The 14,968-nt window shown below is 72.6% G+C and carries 14 protein-coding genes; 10 read left to right on the top strand and 4 right to left on the bottom strand.

All coding sequences use genetic code 11. The annotated features are described in order from the left end of the window. Positions 1–7 precede the first annotated feature (7 nt). The 7 genes from rpe to OO62_RS14920 all read left to right on the top strand — a co-directional run bounded on the left by rpe (position 8) and on the right by OO62_RS14920 (position 6,954). Positions 8–691, top strand: a complete 684-nt coding sequence (rpe, locus tag OO62_RS14890; RefSeq protein WP_033267868.1) for a ribulose-phosphate 3-epimerase — start codon at positions 8–10, stop codon at positions 689–691. A gap of 220 nt (positions 692–911) precedes the next feature. Continuing rightward, a complete protein-coding gene (locus OO62_RS14895; RefSeq protein ID WP_033267869.1) occupies positions 912–1,928 on the top strand; it encodes a sugar-binding transcriptional regulator in 1,017 nt (338 codons plus the stop codon). An 84-nt stretch (positions 1,929–2,012) separates the two neighbouring features. After that, complete coding sequence (locus tag OO62_RS14900) at positions 2,013–2,480, top strand: guanyl-specific ribonuclease (RefSeq protein ID WP_033267870.1); 468 nt, start codon at positions 2,013–2,015, stop codon at positions 2,478–2,480. Then, positions 2,477–2,953 carry a barstar family protein gene (locus OO62_RS14905; RefSeq protein ID WP_051733195.1) on the top strand — a complete coding sequence of 159 codons (477 nt, stop codon included), beginning with the start codon at positions 2,477–2,479 and terminating at the stop codon, positions 2,951–2,953. Before OO62_RS14900 ends, OO62_RS14905 begins: the two co-directional genes overlap by 4 nt. A gap of 87 nt (positions 2,954–3,040) precedes the next feature. After that, positions 3,041–4,504 (top strand): GuaB1 family IMP dehydrogenase-related protein, encoded by a 1,464-nt coding sequence (locus OO62_RS14910; RefSeq protein ID WP_033267871.1) that lies wholly within the window; start codon positions 3,041–3,043, stop codon positions 4,502–4,504. A gap of 511 nt (positions 4,505–5,015) precedes the next feature. Then, a complete protein-coding gene (locus OO62_RS14915) occupies positions 5,016–6,488 on the top strand; it encodes an amino acid permease (RefSeq protein WP_033267872.1) in 1,473 nt (490 codons plus the stop codon). Positions 6,489–6,498: 10 nt separating this feature from the next. Next, on the top strand, positions 6,499–6,954 hold the full coding sequence (locus tag OO62_RS14920; protein ID WP_033267873.1) for an Lrp/AsnC family transcriptional regulator: 456 nt from the start codon (positions 6,499–6,501) through the stop codon (positions 6,952–6,954). 56 nt (positions 6,955–7,010) lie between these two features. On the opposite strand, the gene OO62_RS14925 is transcribed toward OO62_RS14920, so the two are convergent. After that, positions 7,011–8,450: an MFS transporter gene (locus tag OO62_RS14925; protein ID WP_051733197.1), complete on the bottom strand. Its 1,440-nt coding sequence runs from the start codon at positions 8,448–8,450 to the stop codon at positions 7,011–7,013. A gap of 54 nt (positions 8,451–8,504) precedes the next feature. On the opposite strand from OO62_RS14925, the gene OO62_RS14930 reads away from it, so the two are divergent. Next, positions 8,505–9,443 (top strand): LysR family transcriptional regulator, encoded by a 939-nt coding sequence (locus OO62_RS14930; RefSeq protein ID WP_033267919.1) that lies wholly within the window; start codon positions 8,505–8,507, stop codon positions 9,441–9,443. Here OO62_RS14930 and OO62_RS14935 read toward each other — a convergent pair. After that, entirely contained in the window at positions 9,412–9,960 is a 549-nt protein-coding gene (locus OO62_RS14935; RefSeq protein ID WP_033267874.1) for a hypothetical protein, read from the bottom strand. The genes OO62_RS14930 and OO62_RS14935 overlap by 32 nt on opposite strands. A gap of 434 nt (positions 9,961–10,394) precedes the next feature. Here OO62_RS14935 and OO62_RS14940 point away from each other — a divergent pair, with 434 nt between their 5' ends. Then, entirely contained in the window at positions 10,395–11,183 is a 789-nt protein-coding gene (locus tag OO62_RS14940; RefSeq protein ID WP_033267920.1) for a carbon-nitrogen hydrolase family protein, read from the top strand. Positions 11,184–11,240: 57 nt separating this feature from the next. Next, positions 11,241–12,947, top strand: a complete 1,707-nt coding sequence (locus OO62_RS14945) for a flavin monoamine oxidase family protein (protein ID WP_033267875.1) — start codon at positions 11,241–11,243, stop codon at positions 12,945–12,947. A gap of 77 nt (positions 12,948–13,024) precedes the next feature. Here the strand turns inward: OO62_RS14945 and OO62_RS14950 are convergent, their stop codons facing one another. After that, positions 13,025–13,954, bottom strand: coding sequence for an LLM class F420-dependent oxidoreductase (locus tag OO62_RS14950; protein WP_033267876.1), 930 nt, complete (start codon positions 13,952–13,954; stop codon positions 13,025–13,027). A gap of 111 nt (positions 13,955–14,065) precedes the next feature. Beyond that, positions 14,066–14,785 carry a DUF5995 family protein gene (locus tag OO62_RS14955; RefSeq protein WP_228332405.1) on the bottom strand — a complete coding sequence of 240 codons (720 nt, stop codon included), beginning with the start codon at positions 14,783–14,785 and terminating at the stop codon, positions 14,066–14,068. Positions 14,786–14,968 lie beyond the last annotated feature (183 nt).

Genomic DNA, 14,968 nt, shown 5'->3' on the forward strand with positions numbered 1-14,968 from the left:
TGGGGGCATGGCCTTGATCAACCCCAGCATCCTGTCCGCAGACTTCGCCCGGCTCGCCGAGGAGGCGAAGGCCGTCGAGGGCGCCGACTGGCTGCACGTCGACGTCATGGACAACCACTTCGTCCCGAACCTGACCCTCGGTGTGCCGGTCGTCGAGTCGCTGCGCAAGGCGACGGACACCCCGCTCGATCTGCATCTGATGATCGAGGACCCGGACCGCTGGGCGCCGCAGTACGTCGAGGCCGGGGCCGGGTCGGTGACCTTCCACGTGGAGGCGGCCGGTGCGCCGGTGCGGCTGGCGCGGGAGATCCGGGCCCAGGGCGCGCGGGCGTCGATGGCGCTGAAGCCGGCCACGCCGATCGAGCCGTACGAGGACCTGCTGCCCGAGCTCGACATGCTGCTGATCATGACCGTGGAGCCGGGCTTCGGCGGGCAGTCGTTCCTGGACATCATGCTGCCGAAGATCCGCCGCACCCGTGAGCTGATCTCCAAGCACGGGCTGGAGCTGTGGCTCCAGGTGGACGGCGGGGTCTCCGCGGACACCATCGAGCGGTGCGCGGAGGCCGGTGCCGATGTGTTCGTGGCCGGCTCCGCGGTCTACGGCGCCGACGACCCGGCCAAGGCGGTGCGGGACCTGCGCGAGGCGGCCCGGGCCGCGACGGCGGCGGCGGGCTGGGGCTGCGCACACTGACTTTCAGCAGACCGGGACGGGCGGCCCGGCCGGTTTCCGTCACGGCGTGCGTGCCGTGGCGCGACCGTGCCGCCAGTTGTCCGTGGCGCCACCGAGCGTTCACGGCCGTCGGGGCGCCGTTGGTCCCCGTTGGCCCGGGGTTTCTGAAAGGATGAGCAAAGACTCGATCAGATGCGCAAAAGGGGAGAATTTCGTGGTAGCCAGCCGCCCACAGTCCGGAATGGGCCCTGCCGAGCTGGTGCAGGCTGCGGCCATGGCCCGCCGTTTCTATCTTGAGGGCAAGTCGAAGATCCAGATCGCCGAGGAGTTCGGCGTCAGCCGGTTCAAGGTCGCGCGGGTGCTGGAGACGGCACTGGAGCGCGATCTTGTACGGATCGAGATCCGGGTGCCCTCCGAGCTCGACGCCGAACGCTCCGACGCCCTGCGGGCCCGCTACGGCCTGCGGCACGCCGTCGTCGTCGAGTCGCCCGCGGACGCTCCCCCCGCCTTCGGCGCGCAGAACCCGCCCGATGACGCCGCCGACCCGGAGAACCTCGGTGAGGTGGCCGCCGACCTGCTCGGCGAGCTGGTCAACGAGGGCGATGTGCTCGGGCTCGCCTGGGGCCGTTCGACCATCCACATGGCGGCCGCGCTCCACCGGCTGCCGCCGTGCACCGTCGTGCAGCTGACCGGTGTCTACGACGCCGGCACCGCCGACCGCGGCTCGGTCGAGGCGGTGCGCCGCGCGGCCGACGTCGCCGGCGGCGAGGCGCACCCGATCTACGCGCCGATGCTGCTGCCGGACTCGGCCACCGCCGAGGCGCTGCGCCGGCAGACCGGCATCGCCCGCGCCTTCGAGTACTTCGACAAGGTCACCGTCGCCTGCGTCTCCATCGGCTCCTGGGAGCCGGGCGTCTCGACCGTCTACGACATGCTCTCGGAAGAGGAGCGGGAGCACTACGCCTCGCTGGGCGCGGCCGCCGAGATGTCCGCGCACCTCTTCGACGCGGAGGGCCGGCGGATCGGCCGCGACCTGGGCGAGCGGTGCATCACGGTCGAGGCCGACCGGCTGCGGCGCATCCCGGAGGTCGTCGCCATCGCGGGCGGCCGGCGCAAGGCCGCGGCGATCGGTGCGGTGCTGCGCTCGGGTCTCGTGACGAGCCTGGTCACGGACACCGCGGCCGCCGACCACCTGCTGCTGGAGACCGGCCCCGGGCCGCGTCCTGCCCTGGACCGCGCGGACCCTGACGGGTCGTGACGCCCGCCCGGGCGGCCGGCCGCCGGCCACCCCTGGGCGCTCACCGGCGGGCAGGCCGCGCGGGCCTGTGACAGCATCGGCGCCATGGTGATCCGCTCCGCCCCGCGCCGTGCCGCCGCCGCTCTCGGCGCGCTGCTCGCCGGGCTGCTGCTCGTCGTCACGGGGTGCGCCACCGGCGGTGGCGACAGCGGGAGTTCACCCGGTTCGCCGCGGGCCACCGCCACCGGCGTGGTGACCGCGCCCCGCCCCTCCGGCACACCGGGCCGGCCCCGGGGCATGCCGGTCGTCGAGGTCGGCGAGCTGCCCGTCCAGGCGCGCGACACGCTCCGGCTCATCGACGCCGGCGGGCCCTTCCCGTACGCGCAGGCCGGCACGGTCTTCGGCAATCGCGAGGGTCTGCTGCCCCGTCATCCGCGCGGCTACTACCACGAGTACACGGTCCCCACCCCCGGCGCACCGGACCGCGGCGCCCGCCGCCTGGTCACCGGCGAGGGCCATGAGACGTACTACACCCAGGACCACTACCGATCGTTCAGGGCGGTGTTGCGATGACGGAGCCGGTACCCCGCCCGCTGGTGGCGGTGCTCGACGGCAGTACGCCGCCGGGGGTGCTGACCTGGCCCGCCAACCGGCCGGTGGCGGACGCGCTGGCGGCCGCCCGGGACGCCGGATGGACCGGTGCGGTCCTGGAGCTGGCGGACGTGGCGGACAAGGCGGCCTTCATGGAGCGGTGCGCCCGCGCGCTGCGGCTGCCGGAGTGGTTCGGCCGCAACTGGGACGCCCTCGCCGACTGCCTGACCGATCTGTCCTGGTGCCCGGCCGACCGGGGGCGGCTGCTGGTCGTCACGGGCTGGCAGGGCTACGCGGCGGCCGCGCCGGACGAGTGGAGCGTGGTGGAGTCGGTCCTCGCGGACGCGGTCGGCCACTGGCGCGACACGGACACCGGACTCGCCGTGATCATGGCCAGGGGACGGCCCCGGAAGGGGGAGCAGCGGCCCGACCAGGGACGCTGTCCCGCGACCTGATCCGGCCCCTTGGCGGATCGCACACACGGCCCGGGTATCGGCTCGGACAATCATATGAGCCCTGGTCAGGGCCCGTATCCTGGCTGTATGCGATTCCTGAATCCGAAGAACGGCGCGCTCGAAGAGAGTTCTTCGGTGCCCTACGACCTGACCTACGACGACGTGTTCATGGTGCCCGGCCGCTCCGCCGTGGGATCCCGCCAGGGAGTGGACCTCTCCTCGCCCGACGGGTCCGGAACCACCATTCCGCTGGTGGTCGCCAACATGACGGCGATCGCCGGCCGCCGGATGGCCGAGACCGTCGCCCGCCGTGGTGGCCTGGTCGTCATCCCGCAGGACATCCCGATCGACGTCGTCACCGACGTCGTGACCTGGGTCAAGCGCCGCCACCTGGTCCTGGACACGCCGATCGTGCTGTCCCCGGTCGCGACCGTCGCCGACGCGCTGTCGCTGCTGCCCAAGCGGGCGCACGGCGCGGGCATCGTCGTCGAGGGCGGCCGTCCGATCGGTGTCGTCACCGAGCACGACCTGGCCGGCGTGGACCGCTTCACGCAGGTCGCCGAGGTCATGTCCAAGGACCTGCTGGTCCTGGACGCCGACATCGACCCCCGCGAGGCGTTCAACCGCCTCGACGCCGCCAACCGCAAGCTCGCGCCCGCGGTCGACGAGAACGGCATGCTGGTCGGCATCCTGACCCGCAAGGGCGCCCTGCGCGCCACCCTGTACACCCCCGCCACGGACGCCGACGGCAAGCTGCGGATCGCCGCCGCCGTCGGCATCAACGGCGATGTGGCCGGCAAGGCCAAGGCCCTGCTGGAGGCCGGTGTGGACACGCTCGTCGTGGACACCGCGCACGGGCACCAGGAGTCCATGATCAGCGCGATCAAGGCGGTCCGCGGGCTGGACCCGCACGTCCCGATCGTGGCGGGCAACATCGTCGCCGCGTCGGGCGTCCGCGACCTGGTCGAGGCCGGTGCGGACATCATCAAGGTCGGTGTCGGACCGGGCGCGATGTGCACCACCCGAATGATGACCGGCGTCGGCCGGCCGCAGTTCTCCGCGGTGCTGGAGTGCGCCGCCGAGGCGAAGAAGTACGGCAAGCACGTCTGGGCCGACGGCGGGGTGCGCCACCCCCGCGACGTCGCCATGGCGCTCGCCGCCGGCGCCTCCAACGTCATGATCGGCTCGTGGTTCGCCGGCACGCTGGAGTCGCCCGGTGACCTCCAGCACACCGCCGACGGCCGCCCCTACAAGGAGAGCTTCGGCATGGCCTCCGCCCGTGCGGTGCAGCGCCGTACGAGCGAGGAGTCGGCCTACGACCGGGCCCGCAAGGCGCTCTTCGAGGAGGGCATCTCCACCTCGCGGATGTTCATCGACCAGGCACGCCCCGGCGTCGAGGACCTGATCGACTCGATCATCGCGGGCGTCCGCAGCTCCTGCACGTACGCGGGCGCGGCCTCCCTCGCGGAGTTCGCCGAGAAGGCCGTCGTAGGGGTGCAGAGCGCCGCCGGCTACGCCGAGGGCAAGCCGCTGCACGACAGCTGGAACTAGGGCGTGTCTTTCGGGTCATGCCGGGCCCGCGACGCCCGGCACCGCGCCTCGCGGCGTTCTCGTCGGTCGCCGACGCTCCGCGTCGACTCCCTCCTCGGCCTTGCGATGCACGGCACCGGACGCCGCGGGCTGATCCGACCTGATCCGAAAGACACGCCCTAGCCCCGCACGCCGCGCCACGGCCCCGCACCGATCCGGTGCGGGGCCGTTCGCGTGGGCGGGCGCGGGCGGCGCGTCCACCCTGTGGACACCGCGCGGGGAGCGGTTGCGTCCGGCGCCCGAAACGCAACGAACCTCCGGCCGTCGCACCCGTGCGCAACGATCTGTCGCGGTTGCGCAAGGAACCTGCATTACGGCAGCTCAGCGGCGCCCCGTACAGTCATGCGCTAGTACGTGGAGTGGCGGGGACCGTCAGCTCAGCGGTCTCCTGCAGCGGTGGCTTTCGCCTGCCCGCGCACAGATCGCTGTTGGTCGCCGCCATCTGACCGGCAGCGATTAAGGAGCCACCCGAGTGTTGGAGCACGGCGCAGCCCCACCCGCAGGGGACCGTGACACCAGGCAACCCGCCCCCGGAGGTCTCGGCACCCGGCTGATGCGGCGCAAGCCGGTCGAGCGGCTGGTGTCCGAGGGCGGCAAGGGCGAGGGGGGCGAACTCCGCCGCTCGATGGGTATGTGGCAGCTGACCATGATCAGCATCGGTGCCACCCTGGGCACCGGCATCTTCGTGGTCCTCGGCGAGGCCGTCCCGGACGCCGGGCCCGCGGTCATCATCTCCTTCGTCATCGCCGGTATCACCGCGCTGTTCTCGGCGCTGTCGTACGCGGAGCTGGCCGGCACCATGCCGGTCTCCGGTTCCTCGTACTCCTACGCCTACGCCACCCTCGGCGAGCTGGTCGCCTGGGTCTGCGGCTGGTGCCTGATCCTGGAGTACGGCGTCTCGGTCGCGGCCGTCGCGGTGGGCTGGGGCCAGTACCTCAACGAGCTGCTCGACGGCGTCTTCGGCTTCACCATCCCGGACGCGCTGTCCGCGCCGCCCGGTGACGGCGGCTACTTCAACCTGCCGGCGCTGCTCGTGGTGCTGCTCGCGATGGCGTTCCTGCTGGGCGGGGCCAAGGAGAGCGCCCGGGCCAACACCATCATGGTGATGGTCAAGATCGTTGCGCTGCTGCTGTTCTGCGGTGTCGCCTTCCAGGGCGTGAAGTCCGGCAACTACGCCAACTTCATGCCGATGGGCATGGCGGGCGTCAGCGCCGCGGGCGCGACCCTGTTCTTCTCGTACATCGGCTTCGACGCCGCCTCCACCGCCGGCGAGGAGGCCAAGAACCCGCAGCGCGACCTGCCGCGCGCGATCATGCTCTCGCTGGTGATCGTCACCGCCCTGTACTGCCTGGTCGCGGCGATCGCGGTGGGCGCGATGCCGTGGCAGAAGTTCAAGGGCTCGGAGGCCGCGCTGGCCGGGATCATGAAGGCGGTCACCGGCCAGAGCTGGTGGGCCGTGCTGCTCGCCTTCGGCGCGGTCGTCGCGATCGCCAGCGTCGTGCTGACCGTGCTCTACGGCCAGACCCGCATCCTCTTCGCGATGTCCCGGGACGGCCTGGTGCCCAAGACGTTCTCCAAGGTGCACGCCAAGACCGGGGTGCCGCGGGTGAACACCGTGATCGTCTCGCTGTTCTGCGGTGTGCTCGCCGCCGCGGTGCCGCTGGGCGAGCTGGCCGACGCCACCAGCATCGGCACGCTCTTCGCCTTCGCGCTGGTCAACGTCGCCGTGATCGTGCTGCGCCGCACCCGCCCGGAGATGAAGCGCACCTTCCGCACGCCGCTCTCCCCGCTCTTCCCGGCGATCGGCTTCCTGCTGTGCCTCTACATGATGGGCAGCCTGGGCGCGGTCACCTGGGTGGTCTTCGGTGTCTGGATGGTCGTGGGCCTTGTGGTCTACTTCGGTTACGGCTTGCGCCGCTCCCGATTGGCCACGTCAGAGAAGTGATCCACCCGCAGTGCGACTGAACGATCTCGACGAACGCATCGTCCACGCCCTCGCCGAGGACGCCCGCCGCAGCTACGCCGACATCGGCCAGGAGGTCGGACTGTCCGCACCGGCCGTCAAGCGCCGGGTGGACCGGCTGCGGGCCGACGGCGCGATCACCGGCTTCACCGTACGGGTGGACCCGGCCGCGCTGGGCTGGGAGACCGAGGGATTCATCGAGATCTACTGCCGCAGCAACACCTCGCCCGAGGCGATCCACCGCGGCCTGTCGCGCTACCCGGAAGTGGCGTCCGCCTCCACCGTCACCGGTGAGGCGGACGCCATCGTCCAGGTCTTCGCCTCCGACATGCGCCACTTCGAGCGCGTCCTGGAGCGCATCGCCGGCGAGCCGTTCGTCGAGCGCACCAAGTCGGTCCTGGTGCTCTCCCCGCTGCTGCGCCGCTTCAGCTCGGGCGCACCCGGCTGAGCCGAGGGGCCCGGCCGGGCGCGGACCGGCCCGCCGCGTGCCGCGGCCCCGCACGGTCAGCCGCCGGTCGGTGCGGACCTCGCGCCGGTACGGAGACCGGCCACCACCGCGCCGCCCACCACCAGGACCGCCCCCGCGGCGATCCGGTAGCCCAGCGCCGTGGCGTCGGTGAACGCGGCCGCCGTCCCGGCGCCGTGACCGGTGCCGGCGGCGAACCGCACGGACAGGACCGTGCCGACGACGGCGATGCCCAGCGCCGCGCCCAGCTCCCGCGCCGCGCCCTGGAGGCCGGAGCCCATCCCCGAGCGACGGGCCGGCACGGACGCCACGATCGCGTGCGACAGCGTCGGCATCGCCAGCCCCGCGCCGACCGACATCACCAGCAGGAACGCCAGGTAGAGGGCGTAAGGGGTGCCCGCGTCGGCGGTGGACAGCAGCAGCAGTCCGGCCGCGATCAGCACCAGCCCGCCGCCGACCGCCCTGGCCTCGCCGGCCCGCTGCGCCCAGCGCATCCCGTACGTGGTGACCGCCATCATCCCGAGCGCCAGCGGCACGATCGCGCAGCCGGTCTGCAGCGGGGAGTAGCCCTTCACGTACTGGAGGAACTGTGCGTTGACGTAGAAGAGCGAGAACATTCCGAAGAACGTCAGGGCGATGCCGACGGCGCCGGCACGCAGCCGCGGTATCCGGAACAGCCGCGGGTCCAGCACCGGGTGCGCGGCCCGCAGCCCGTGCCGTACGAACACCGCGAACAGCACCACGGCCAGTGCGAAGGCGCCGGTCACCGCCGCGGAGGTCCAGCCCAGCCCGGGGCCCTCGATGATGCCGAAGAGCAGCGCCGTCGCGCCGAGGACCAGCAGTGCCGAGCCGGGCAGGTCGAGCACCGCGGTCTGCCGGGGGACCCGGGGCGCCACCGCGGCGACCCAGGCCAGCAGGGCCAGGCCGAGCGGTACGTAGGCGCCGAACAGCGCCTGCCAGGGCAGGTACTGGAGGATCAGCGCGCCGCCGGCGTTGCCCGCCATGCCGCCGAGGCCGGCCGCCGTGCTCCAGGCGGCGACGGCCCCGGCCGTACGGCCCGGCGGCGCGGCGTGCAGCAGGACGGACATGGTCGCCGGGACCAGCAGCGCCGCGCCCGCCCCCGAGACGGCGCGGCCGGCCAGCAGGACCGGAAGACCGTTCGCCAGCGCGCTGAGCAGGGTGCCCGCCGCGAACACGCCGAGCCCGGTCAGCAGGACGCCCTTGCGGCCGAACCGGTCGCCGAGCGCGCCGGCCGGGATCAGCAGCCCGGCGAAGACCAGCACGTAGGTGTCGACGATCCACAGCAACTGGGCGGGCGACGGGTGCAGCCCGCTCGCCGCGATCTTGGGTATCGCCAGGTTCATCGCAGCCACCAGCGACTGCGCGACCAGCACACAGGCGCACATCGCGACCGTCACCGAGCGCCGGCGTCCCGAAGCGGCGCGGACCGGCGGGGGAGAAGTCATCGTCAAGGTCATGGCCGGGACGTTAGAGTCGCCGTGGATTAACCTCAAATGCAAGGTATGCACTCCATGATTGCGCGAAACGCAAACATCGACCTCAACCTGCTGACGGCGCTGGACGCCCTGCTGGAAGAGGAGAGCGTGACCGCGGCCGCCGACCGCCTCGGGCTCTCCGGACCGGCCATGAGCCGCGCCCTCGGGCGGATCCGCCGCACCATCGGCGACCCGGTGCTCGTCCGCGCGGGCCGCCGCATGGTGCCCACCCCGCGCGCCCTGGAGATCAGGGCCGAGGTACGCGGCCTGGTGGAGGCGGCGCACCGGCTGCTGGCCCCCTCCGCGCCCGCCGACCCGGCCCAGCTGGCCCGGGTCTTCACCCTCAGCGCACACGACCTCTTCGTCAGCGCCGTCGGCCCGCGGCTGGTCGCGCTCGCCGCCGAGGAGGCGCCGCAGGTCGTGCTGCGCTTCCTCGGCGAGAGCCACGTGGACGTGCCGGTGCTGCGGGACGGGGCGGCGGACCTGGAGCTCGGCATCATCGGCCCCCGCGAGCCGGAGATCCGTACGGAGCACCTGTTCAACGACCGCGGGGTCGCGGTGGTGCGCGCCGGCCATCCGCTCACCACCGCGCGGCTGACGGCGCGGCGCTACGCCGACGCCCCACACATCAACTTCACCCGCCGCGGCCGGCTGACCGGCCCCATCGACGCCGCGCTCGCCGAACTCGGCCTGCGCCGCAGGGTGATCGCCACCGTCCCCACCTTCGCCGCGTCGCTGCTGATGGTCCGCGACAGCGACGCGGTCGGCCTGGCCAACGAGGTGACCGCGGCGTCGACGGTCCGCGGGCTGGGGCTGTGCACCCTGCCCATCCCGTTCGACCTGCCGCCGATGGAGGTGGCGATGGCCTGGCACCCGCGTCAGGACGCCGATCCGGGCCACCGCTGGCTGCGCGGGCTCGTACGGCGGGTCGTCATGGCGGCGGTCAGTGCCGAATCCGCCAGGGAACAACCGTGAAATCGCCGCTTTCGAGGGTCTCGAAGGGCGCCGACGCCACACACGGCGGCAGGTCCTTCGTCGCCCACGGGCCGTCGGTGCCGACCCAGCTGTAGCCGAGCCGGTCGTGCCGGCCGTCGTCGCGGACGCTGAAGCCGACCCGCTTGCCCTTCAGGCCGGGCCGGTCGGTCCGGGTGACGATGCCGGAGGCGGTGGCGATCTTCCCGCCGGTCATCAGGCAGTCGATCCGGCCCTCGGCGAAACCGCTGTTCCCGTTGGGGAAGACATGGCTGAAGCGGAAGGTGCCCCTGGCGTCCAGCGGGCCCTGGTCCTTGCGGAAGTGCGCGTCGAACGCGAAGTGGATGTTGTCGCCGGCCGAGCGGTAGAGCTTGGCGGCACCGGTCAGCCGCGGGTCCTTGGCGGAGACGGCGGCGGTGGGGCGTCCGGACCGCGCGCCGGGCGCGCCGTCGGAGGCGGCCGCGGAGCCGGCGGTCGCGGCGGCGGCCAGCGCCACCGCGCCGGCCGTGGCGAGCGCCACCCGGGTGCGGGTACCGCGGCGTCGGGCGGAAAGAGCGGAAAGAGGGGGCATGACGGCCCTTTCGTCGAGCGTGCTGAAGGAGGTGCGACCGGCCTTTTCCGGACGGCTCCCACGCTCCCGCCGGCCCCCGGCGCGGACGTCGCGCCACGGGACGAAACGGCTCCGCCGTACGGCGGAGGGACGACCCCCGGGCCGTACGACCCCGGCCGCACAGGCCGTGCGACCAGGGGCCCGCGACGCCTCGGTGCGGCCCCCGGCACCCCCGCGCCCACCTGCGCCGACAGGGGGCGCAATGAATCGCCGCAGAGGCGCTTGAACGCGCAATGAATCGTCCGTCGGCGCGCAACGGTGGCGGCTTGTCCGGAATCGTCACCGCCCCGTACCGTCAATGCGTCCCGCCCGCACCCGTTCCGCCGAGGGGTCCCATGACGTCGCTGCACACCGCCCTGCTCCAGAGTTCGGGACGGCCCGGCGACGTCGCGCACAATCTGCGGGTGCTCGACGACGCGGCCCGCGCCGCCGCGGCGAACGGCGCCGGACTGCTGGCCGCGCCCGAGATGTTCCTCACCGGCTACGCCATCGGCGACGACGTCCCCAGGCTCGCCGAGCCCGCCGACGGCGAGTCCGCCGACGCGATCGCCGAGATCGCCACCCGGCACGGTCTGGCCGTCGCGTACGGCTACCCGGAGCGCGACGGCGAGACGGTCTACAACTCCGTCCAGCTGATCTCTGCCGACGGCACGAGGCTCGCGAACTACCGCAAGACCCACCTCTTCGGCTGCTTCGAGCGCGACCACTTCACGCCCGGCGACCAGCCCGTCGTCCAGGCCGAGCTGGCCGGCCTCCGCGTCGGCCTGATGATCTGCTACGACGTGGAGTTCCCGGAGAACGTCCGGGCCCACGCCCTCGCCGGCACCGACCTTCTCCTGGTGCCCACCGCGCAGATGCACCCGTTCCAGTTCGTCGCGGAATCGCTGGTGCCGGTCCGCGCCTTCGAGAACCAGATGTACGTCGCGTACGTCAACCGCACCGGCCCGGAAGGGGAGTTCGAGTTCGTCGGGCTCTCCACGCTCGCCGGCCCCGACGGAGTCGCCCGGGCCCGCGCCGGCCGCGGCGAGGAACTGGTGTCCGCCGACGTCGACCCGGCGTTCCTCGCCGCCTCCCGGGAGAACAACCCCTACCTGCGCGACCGCCGCCCGGGACTGTACGCGTCCCTCGTCTGACCGCTTCCCGCCCCCACCGCCTCATCGTCAGCTTTCCGTGCAAGGAGTCCGTACCCCATGACGTCCACGGTGCCCCCCGCCGTCCCGCACACCGACATGCAGCCGCCGATCACCATGTTCGGCCCGGACTTCCCGTACGCCTACGACGACTTCCTGGCGCACCCGGCCGGCCTCGGCCAGATACCGGCGACCGAGCACGGCACCGAGGTCGCGATCATCGGCGGCGGCCTCTCCGGCATCGTCACCGCGTACGAGCTGATGAAGATGGGCCTCAAGCCCGTCGTCTACGAGGCCGACCAGATCGGCGGCCGGCTCCGCACCGTCGGCTTCGACGGCTGCTCCGCCGCAGCGGACGAGAGCGAGCTCAACTGCGAGCTGGGCGCGATGCGCTTCCCGCCGTCCTCCACGGCGCTGCAGCACTACATCGACCTGGTGGGCCTGCAGACCCGGCCGTTCCCCAACCCGCTCGCCGAGACCACGCCCTCGACGGTCGTCGACCTCAAGGGCGAGTCGCACTACGCGACCACCGTCGACGACCTGCCGCAGGTCTACCGCGACGTGATGAACGCCTGGAACGCCTGCCTGGAGGAGGGAGCCGACTTCTCCGACATGAACCAGGCCATGCGCGAGCGCGACGTGCCGCGCATCCGCGAGATCTGGGCGAAGCTCGTCGAGAAGCTCGACAACCAGACCTTCTACGGCTTCCTCTGCGACTCCACGGCCTTCAAGTCCTTCCGGCACCGCGAGATCTTCGGCCAGGTCGGCTTCGGCACCGGCGGCTGGGACACCGACTTCCCCAACTCCATCCTGGAGATCCTGCGGGTCGTCTACACCGAGGCCGACGACCACCACCGCGGCATCGTCGGCGGCTCTCAGCAGCTGCCGCTGCGCCTGTGGGAGCGCGCGCCCGAGAAGATCGTCCACTGGGCGCAGGGCACCTCGCTGTCGACGCTGCACGACGGCGCCCCGCGCCCGGCGGTGACCCGGCTGCACCGCACCGCCGGCAACCGCGTCACGGTCACCGACGCCACCGGCGACATCCGCTCCTACGGTGCGGTCGTCTTCACCGCCCAGTCGTGGATGCTGCTGTCCAAGATCGCCTGCGACGACGAGCTGTTCCCCATCGACCACTGGACGGCGATGGAGCGCACCCACTACATGGAGTCGTCCAAGCTGTTCGTGCCCGTGGACCGGCCGTTCTGGCTGGACAAGGACGAGGACACCGGCCGGGACGTCATGTCGATGACGCTCACGGACCGGATGACCCGCGGCACCTACCTCCTCGACAACGGCCCCGACCGGCCCGCCGTCATCTGCCTCTCGTACACGTGGTGCGACGACAGCCTCAAGTGGCTGCCGCTGGACGCCAACGAGCGGATGGAGGTCATGCTCAAGTCGCTGTCGGAGATCTATCCGAAGGTCGACATCCGCAAGCACATCATCGGCAACCCGGTCACCGTCTCCTGGGAGAACGAGCCCTACTTCATGGGCGCGTTCAAGGCCAACCTGCCCGGCCACTACCGCTACCAGCGGCGGCTGTTCACCCACTTCATGCAGGACCGCCTGCCCGAGGACAAGCGCGGCATCTTCCTCGCCGGCGACGACATCTCCTGGACGGCCGGCTGGGCCGAGGGCGCGGTGCAGACCGCGCTGAACGCGGTGTGGGGCGTGATGCACCACTTCGGCGGCGCCACCGACTCCACCAACCCCGGCCCGGGCGACGTGTACGACGAGATCGCGCCCGTCGAACTGCCCGAGGACTGACCCGAGGACAGCAGGGGCCCGGCACCGCCGGGCCCCTGCTGCCGTACCGGCCTCCCCTGGGCGAGGGGAGACGCCTCCTACACCCCGGCCGCCCGCGCCGCCGCGTACACCTCCGCCGCGAGGTCCTTCAGCTCCGCGGCGTCCCGTGCCCGGCCCTGCAGGTCGATCAGGATCTCCTCCACGCCCACCGCGGCATGCGCGTGCAGGTCCTCGACGATCTGCGCCACGCTGCCCTGGAACGGCCGGCGGTCCGCGCCCTCGTAATCCTTGCCGGTGTGCTGGGTGTTGACCCGCAGTACGCTCTGCACCGGTTCCTTGCGGCCCCGTTCGGCGGCCAGCTCCTGCAGCTGCCGCCACTGCCCGGCGAGCGCCTCGGCACCCATACCGACCGGCATCCAGCCGTCCGCCCGGTCGACCAGCCGGCGCAGCGCCCGCGGGCTGCCGGCCGGCAGCAGGATCGGCAGCGGCCCCTTGGGCTTGGGGCCGACGACGGACGGCGCGACGGTGGTCAGCGCTCCCTCGTACTCCACCGGGTCGGGGCCCCACACCGCGCGGCAGACGTCGATCACCTCGTCGAGGACCTTGCCGCGCTGCTCGAAGGGCGCCACGGCGGCGGCCGCGTACTCGTCCAGCGACCAGCCGGAGCCCAGGCCGGCGACCACCCGGCCGCCGCTCGCCGCGTCCAGCGAGGCGAGGGTGCGGGCCAGCTGGAAGGGGACGTGCAGCGGGGCGACCAGGACGCTGGTGCCCAGCCGCGCCCGCCGGGTGGCGGCCACCGCCAGCGCCAGCGTCACCAGCGGGTCGGCCACCGAGCGGTAGTCGTCGGGCCAGGGCAGGCCCGGGATGTTGTACAGCCCCTGGGTGGCGGGCTCCGGGAAGAGGACCCGCTCGAAGACCCACAGGCTCTCGTAGCCGGTTTCCTCCGCCGCCCGCGCCACGTCGGGCACGTCACGTCCGATGTCGTACTGCCGCATCTGCGGAAGACCCAGGCCGAGTCGGATGGCCATACACCGCACTCCTCTGTCTCGGGTGTCGCACCTCGTCCCCTCGGTCAACCTACCGGCGGGGAAGGGAAGTTCAAGGAGACGTCGCCGTGCCGGGCCGGTACGGTGACCGGTTCAGCCCGGCAGCGGCGTCAGCAGCATCCGCCCCACCAGGCCCACCCCGGCGTCCAGCCGCTCGGTGAACTCCTCGGTCACCTCGGTCAGCCGGCGCACGCTCCACAGTGCCCGGGCCGCCACCCAGGCGCCGTCCCTGGCCTTGTCCAGGCTCCACGAGCCGATCAGATGCGTCAGCGGATCGGCCACGTCCAGCAGGTCGGGGCCCGGCATCAGCCGCTCCCGGATCCGCTCCTCCAGGCTCGTCAGCACCCCGCCCACCCGGTCGAAGTCGGCCGCCAGCGCGTCCGGTTCGCACTCCAGCGCCCGGCAGGTGTCCAGCACCGCGAGCGCCAGGTCGTGGCCGATGTGGGCGTTGATCCCGGCCAGCGCGAACTGCAGCGGCCGTACGCCGGGGTGCCGGCGCAGCTGGAACAGCGGCCGCCAGCAGGCCGGCGCGGGTCGCCCGGCGGCCACGGCGTCCACCGCGTCGAAGTAGCGCCGTGCGAAGCGGACGTCGAGCTCGCCGGCGGCCCGCGGATCGGTGAAGGAGCCGCCCCCGAGGCGTCCGGCCACCGCCTCGGTGACCGTCAGGTAGATCCCGTTGAAGACGGCCACCCCGTCCTCGGGGGGCAGCGCCGCGGCCAGCGCCCGCATCCGTGCGAGCACCTCGGCCACACCGGCGCCGGCCGCGGTCGCCGGCCGGCCGTGGCCCTCGCCGCATTCCTGAAATGTCGTCATCTGCCCAGCGTGACAGCCGGATCGGTAATTTCCGTATCCGCCGGTGGCCGTTGACCGGAACGAGGTAATGTCCGGCGCGCCCTCTTGTGGCGCTTACGGCGAGCCGCGAACAGGGCTACAGCGGACCGTGAAAACGCCTCTCGGCGTTCCCGGAACCGGCGCGGGAACGCGGCGCGGAATTCC

Origin of the sequence: Streptomyces lydicus (assembly GCF_000717345.1) — a bacterium.
Classification (GTDB): Bacteria; Actinomycetota; Actinomycetes; order Streptomycetales; family Streptomycetaceae; genus Streptomyces; species Streptomyces lydicus.

Excerpts from the sequence above, each read along its gene's own strand:
- OO62_RS14945 (WP_033267875.1), top strand. The coding sequence starts at position 11,241 with ATGACGTCCACGGTGCCCCCCGCCGTCCCGCACACCGACATGCAGCCG.
- OO62_RS14925 (WP_051733197.1), bottom strand. The coding sequence starts at position 8,450 with ATGACCTTGACGATGACTTCTCCCCCGCCGGTCCGCGCCGCTTCGGGA.
- OO62_RS14955 (WP_228332405.1), bottom strand. The coding sequence starts at position 14,785 with ATGACGACATTTCAGGAATGCGGCGAGGGCCACGGCCGGCCGGCGACC.
- rpe (WP_033267868.1), top strand. The coding sequence starts at position 8 with ATGGCCTTGATCAACCCCAGCATCCTGTCCGCAGACTTCGCCCGGCTC.
- OO62_RS14895 (WP_033267869.1), top strand. The coding sequence starts at position 912 with ATGGGCCCTGCCGAGCTGGTGCAGGCTGCGGCCATGGCCCGCCGTTTC.
- OO62_RS14910 (WP_033267871.1), top strand. The coding sequence starts at position 3,041 with ATGCGATTCCTGAATCCGAAGAACGGCGCGCTCGAAGAGAGTTCTTCG.
- OO62_RS14905 (WP_051733195.1), top strand. The coding sequence starts at position 2,477 with ATGACGGAGCCGGTACCCCGCCCGCTGGTGGCGGTGCTCGACGGCAGT.
- OO62_RS14950 (WP_033267876.1), bottom strand. The coding sequence starts at position 13,954 with ATGGCCATCCGACTCGGCCTGGGTCTTCCGCAGATGCGGCAGTACGAC.
- OO62_RS14900 (WP_033267870.1), top strand. The coding sequence starts at position 2,013 with ATGGTGATCCGCTCCGCCCCGCGCCGTGCCGCCGCCGCTCTCGGCGCG.
- OO62_RS14930 (WP_033267919.1), top strand. The coding sequence starts at position 8,505 with ATGATTGCGCGAAACGCAAACATCGACCTCAACCTGCTGACGGCGCTG.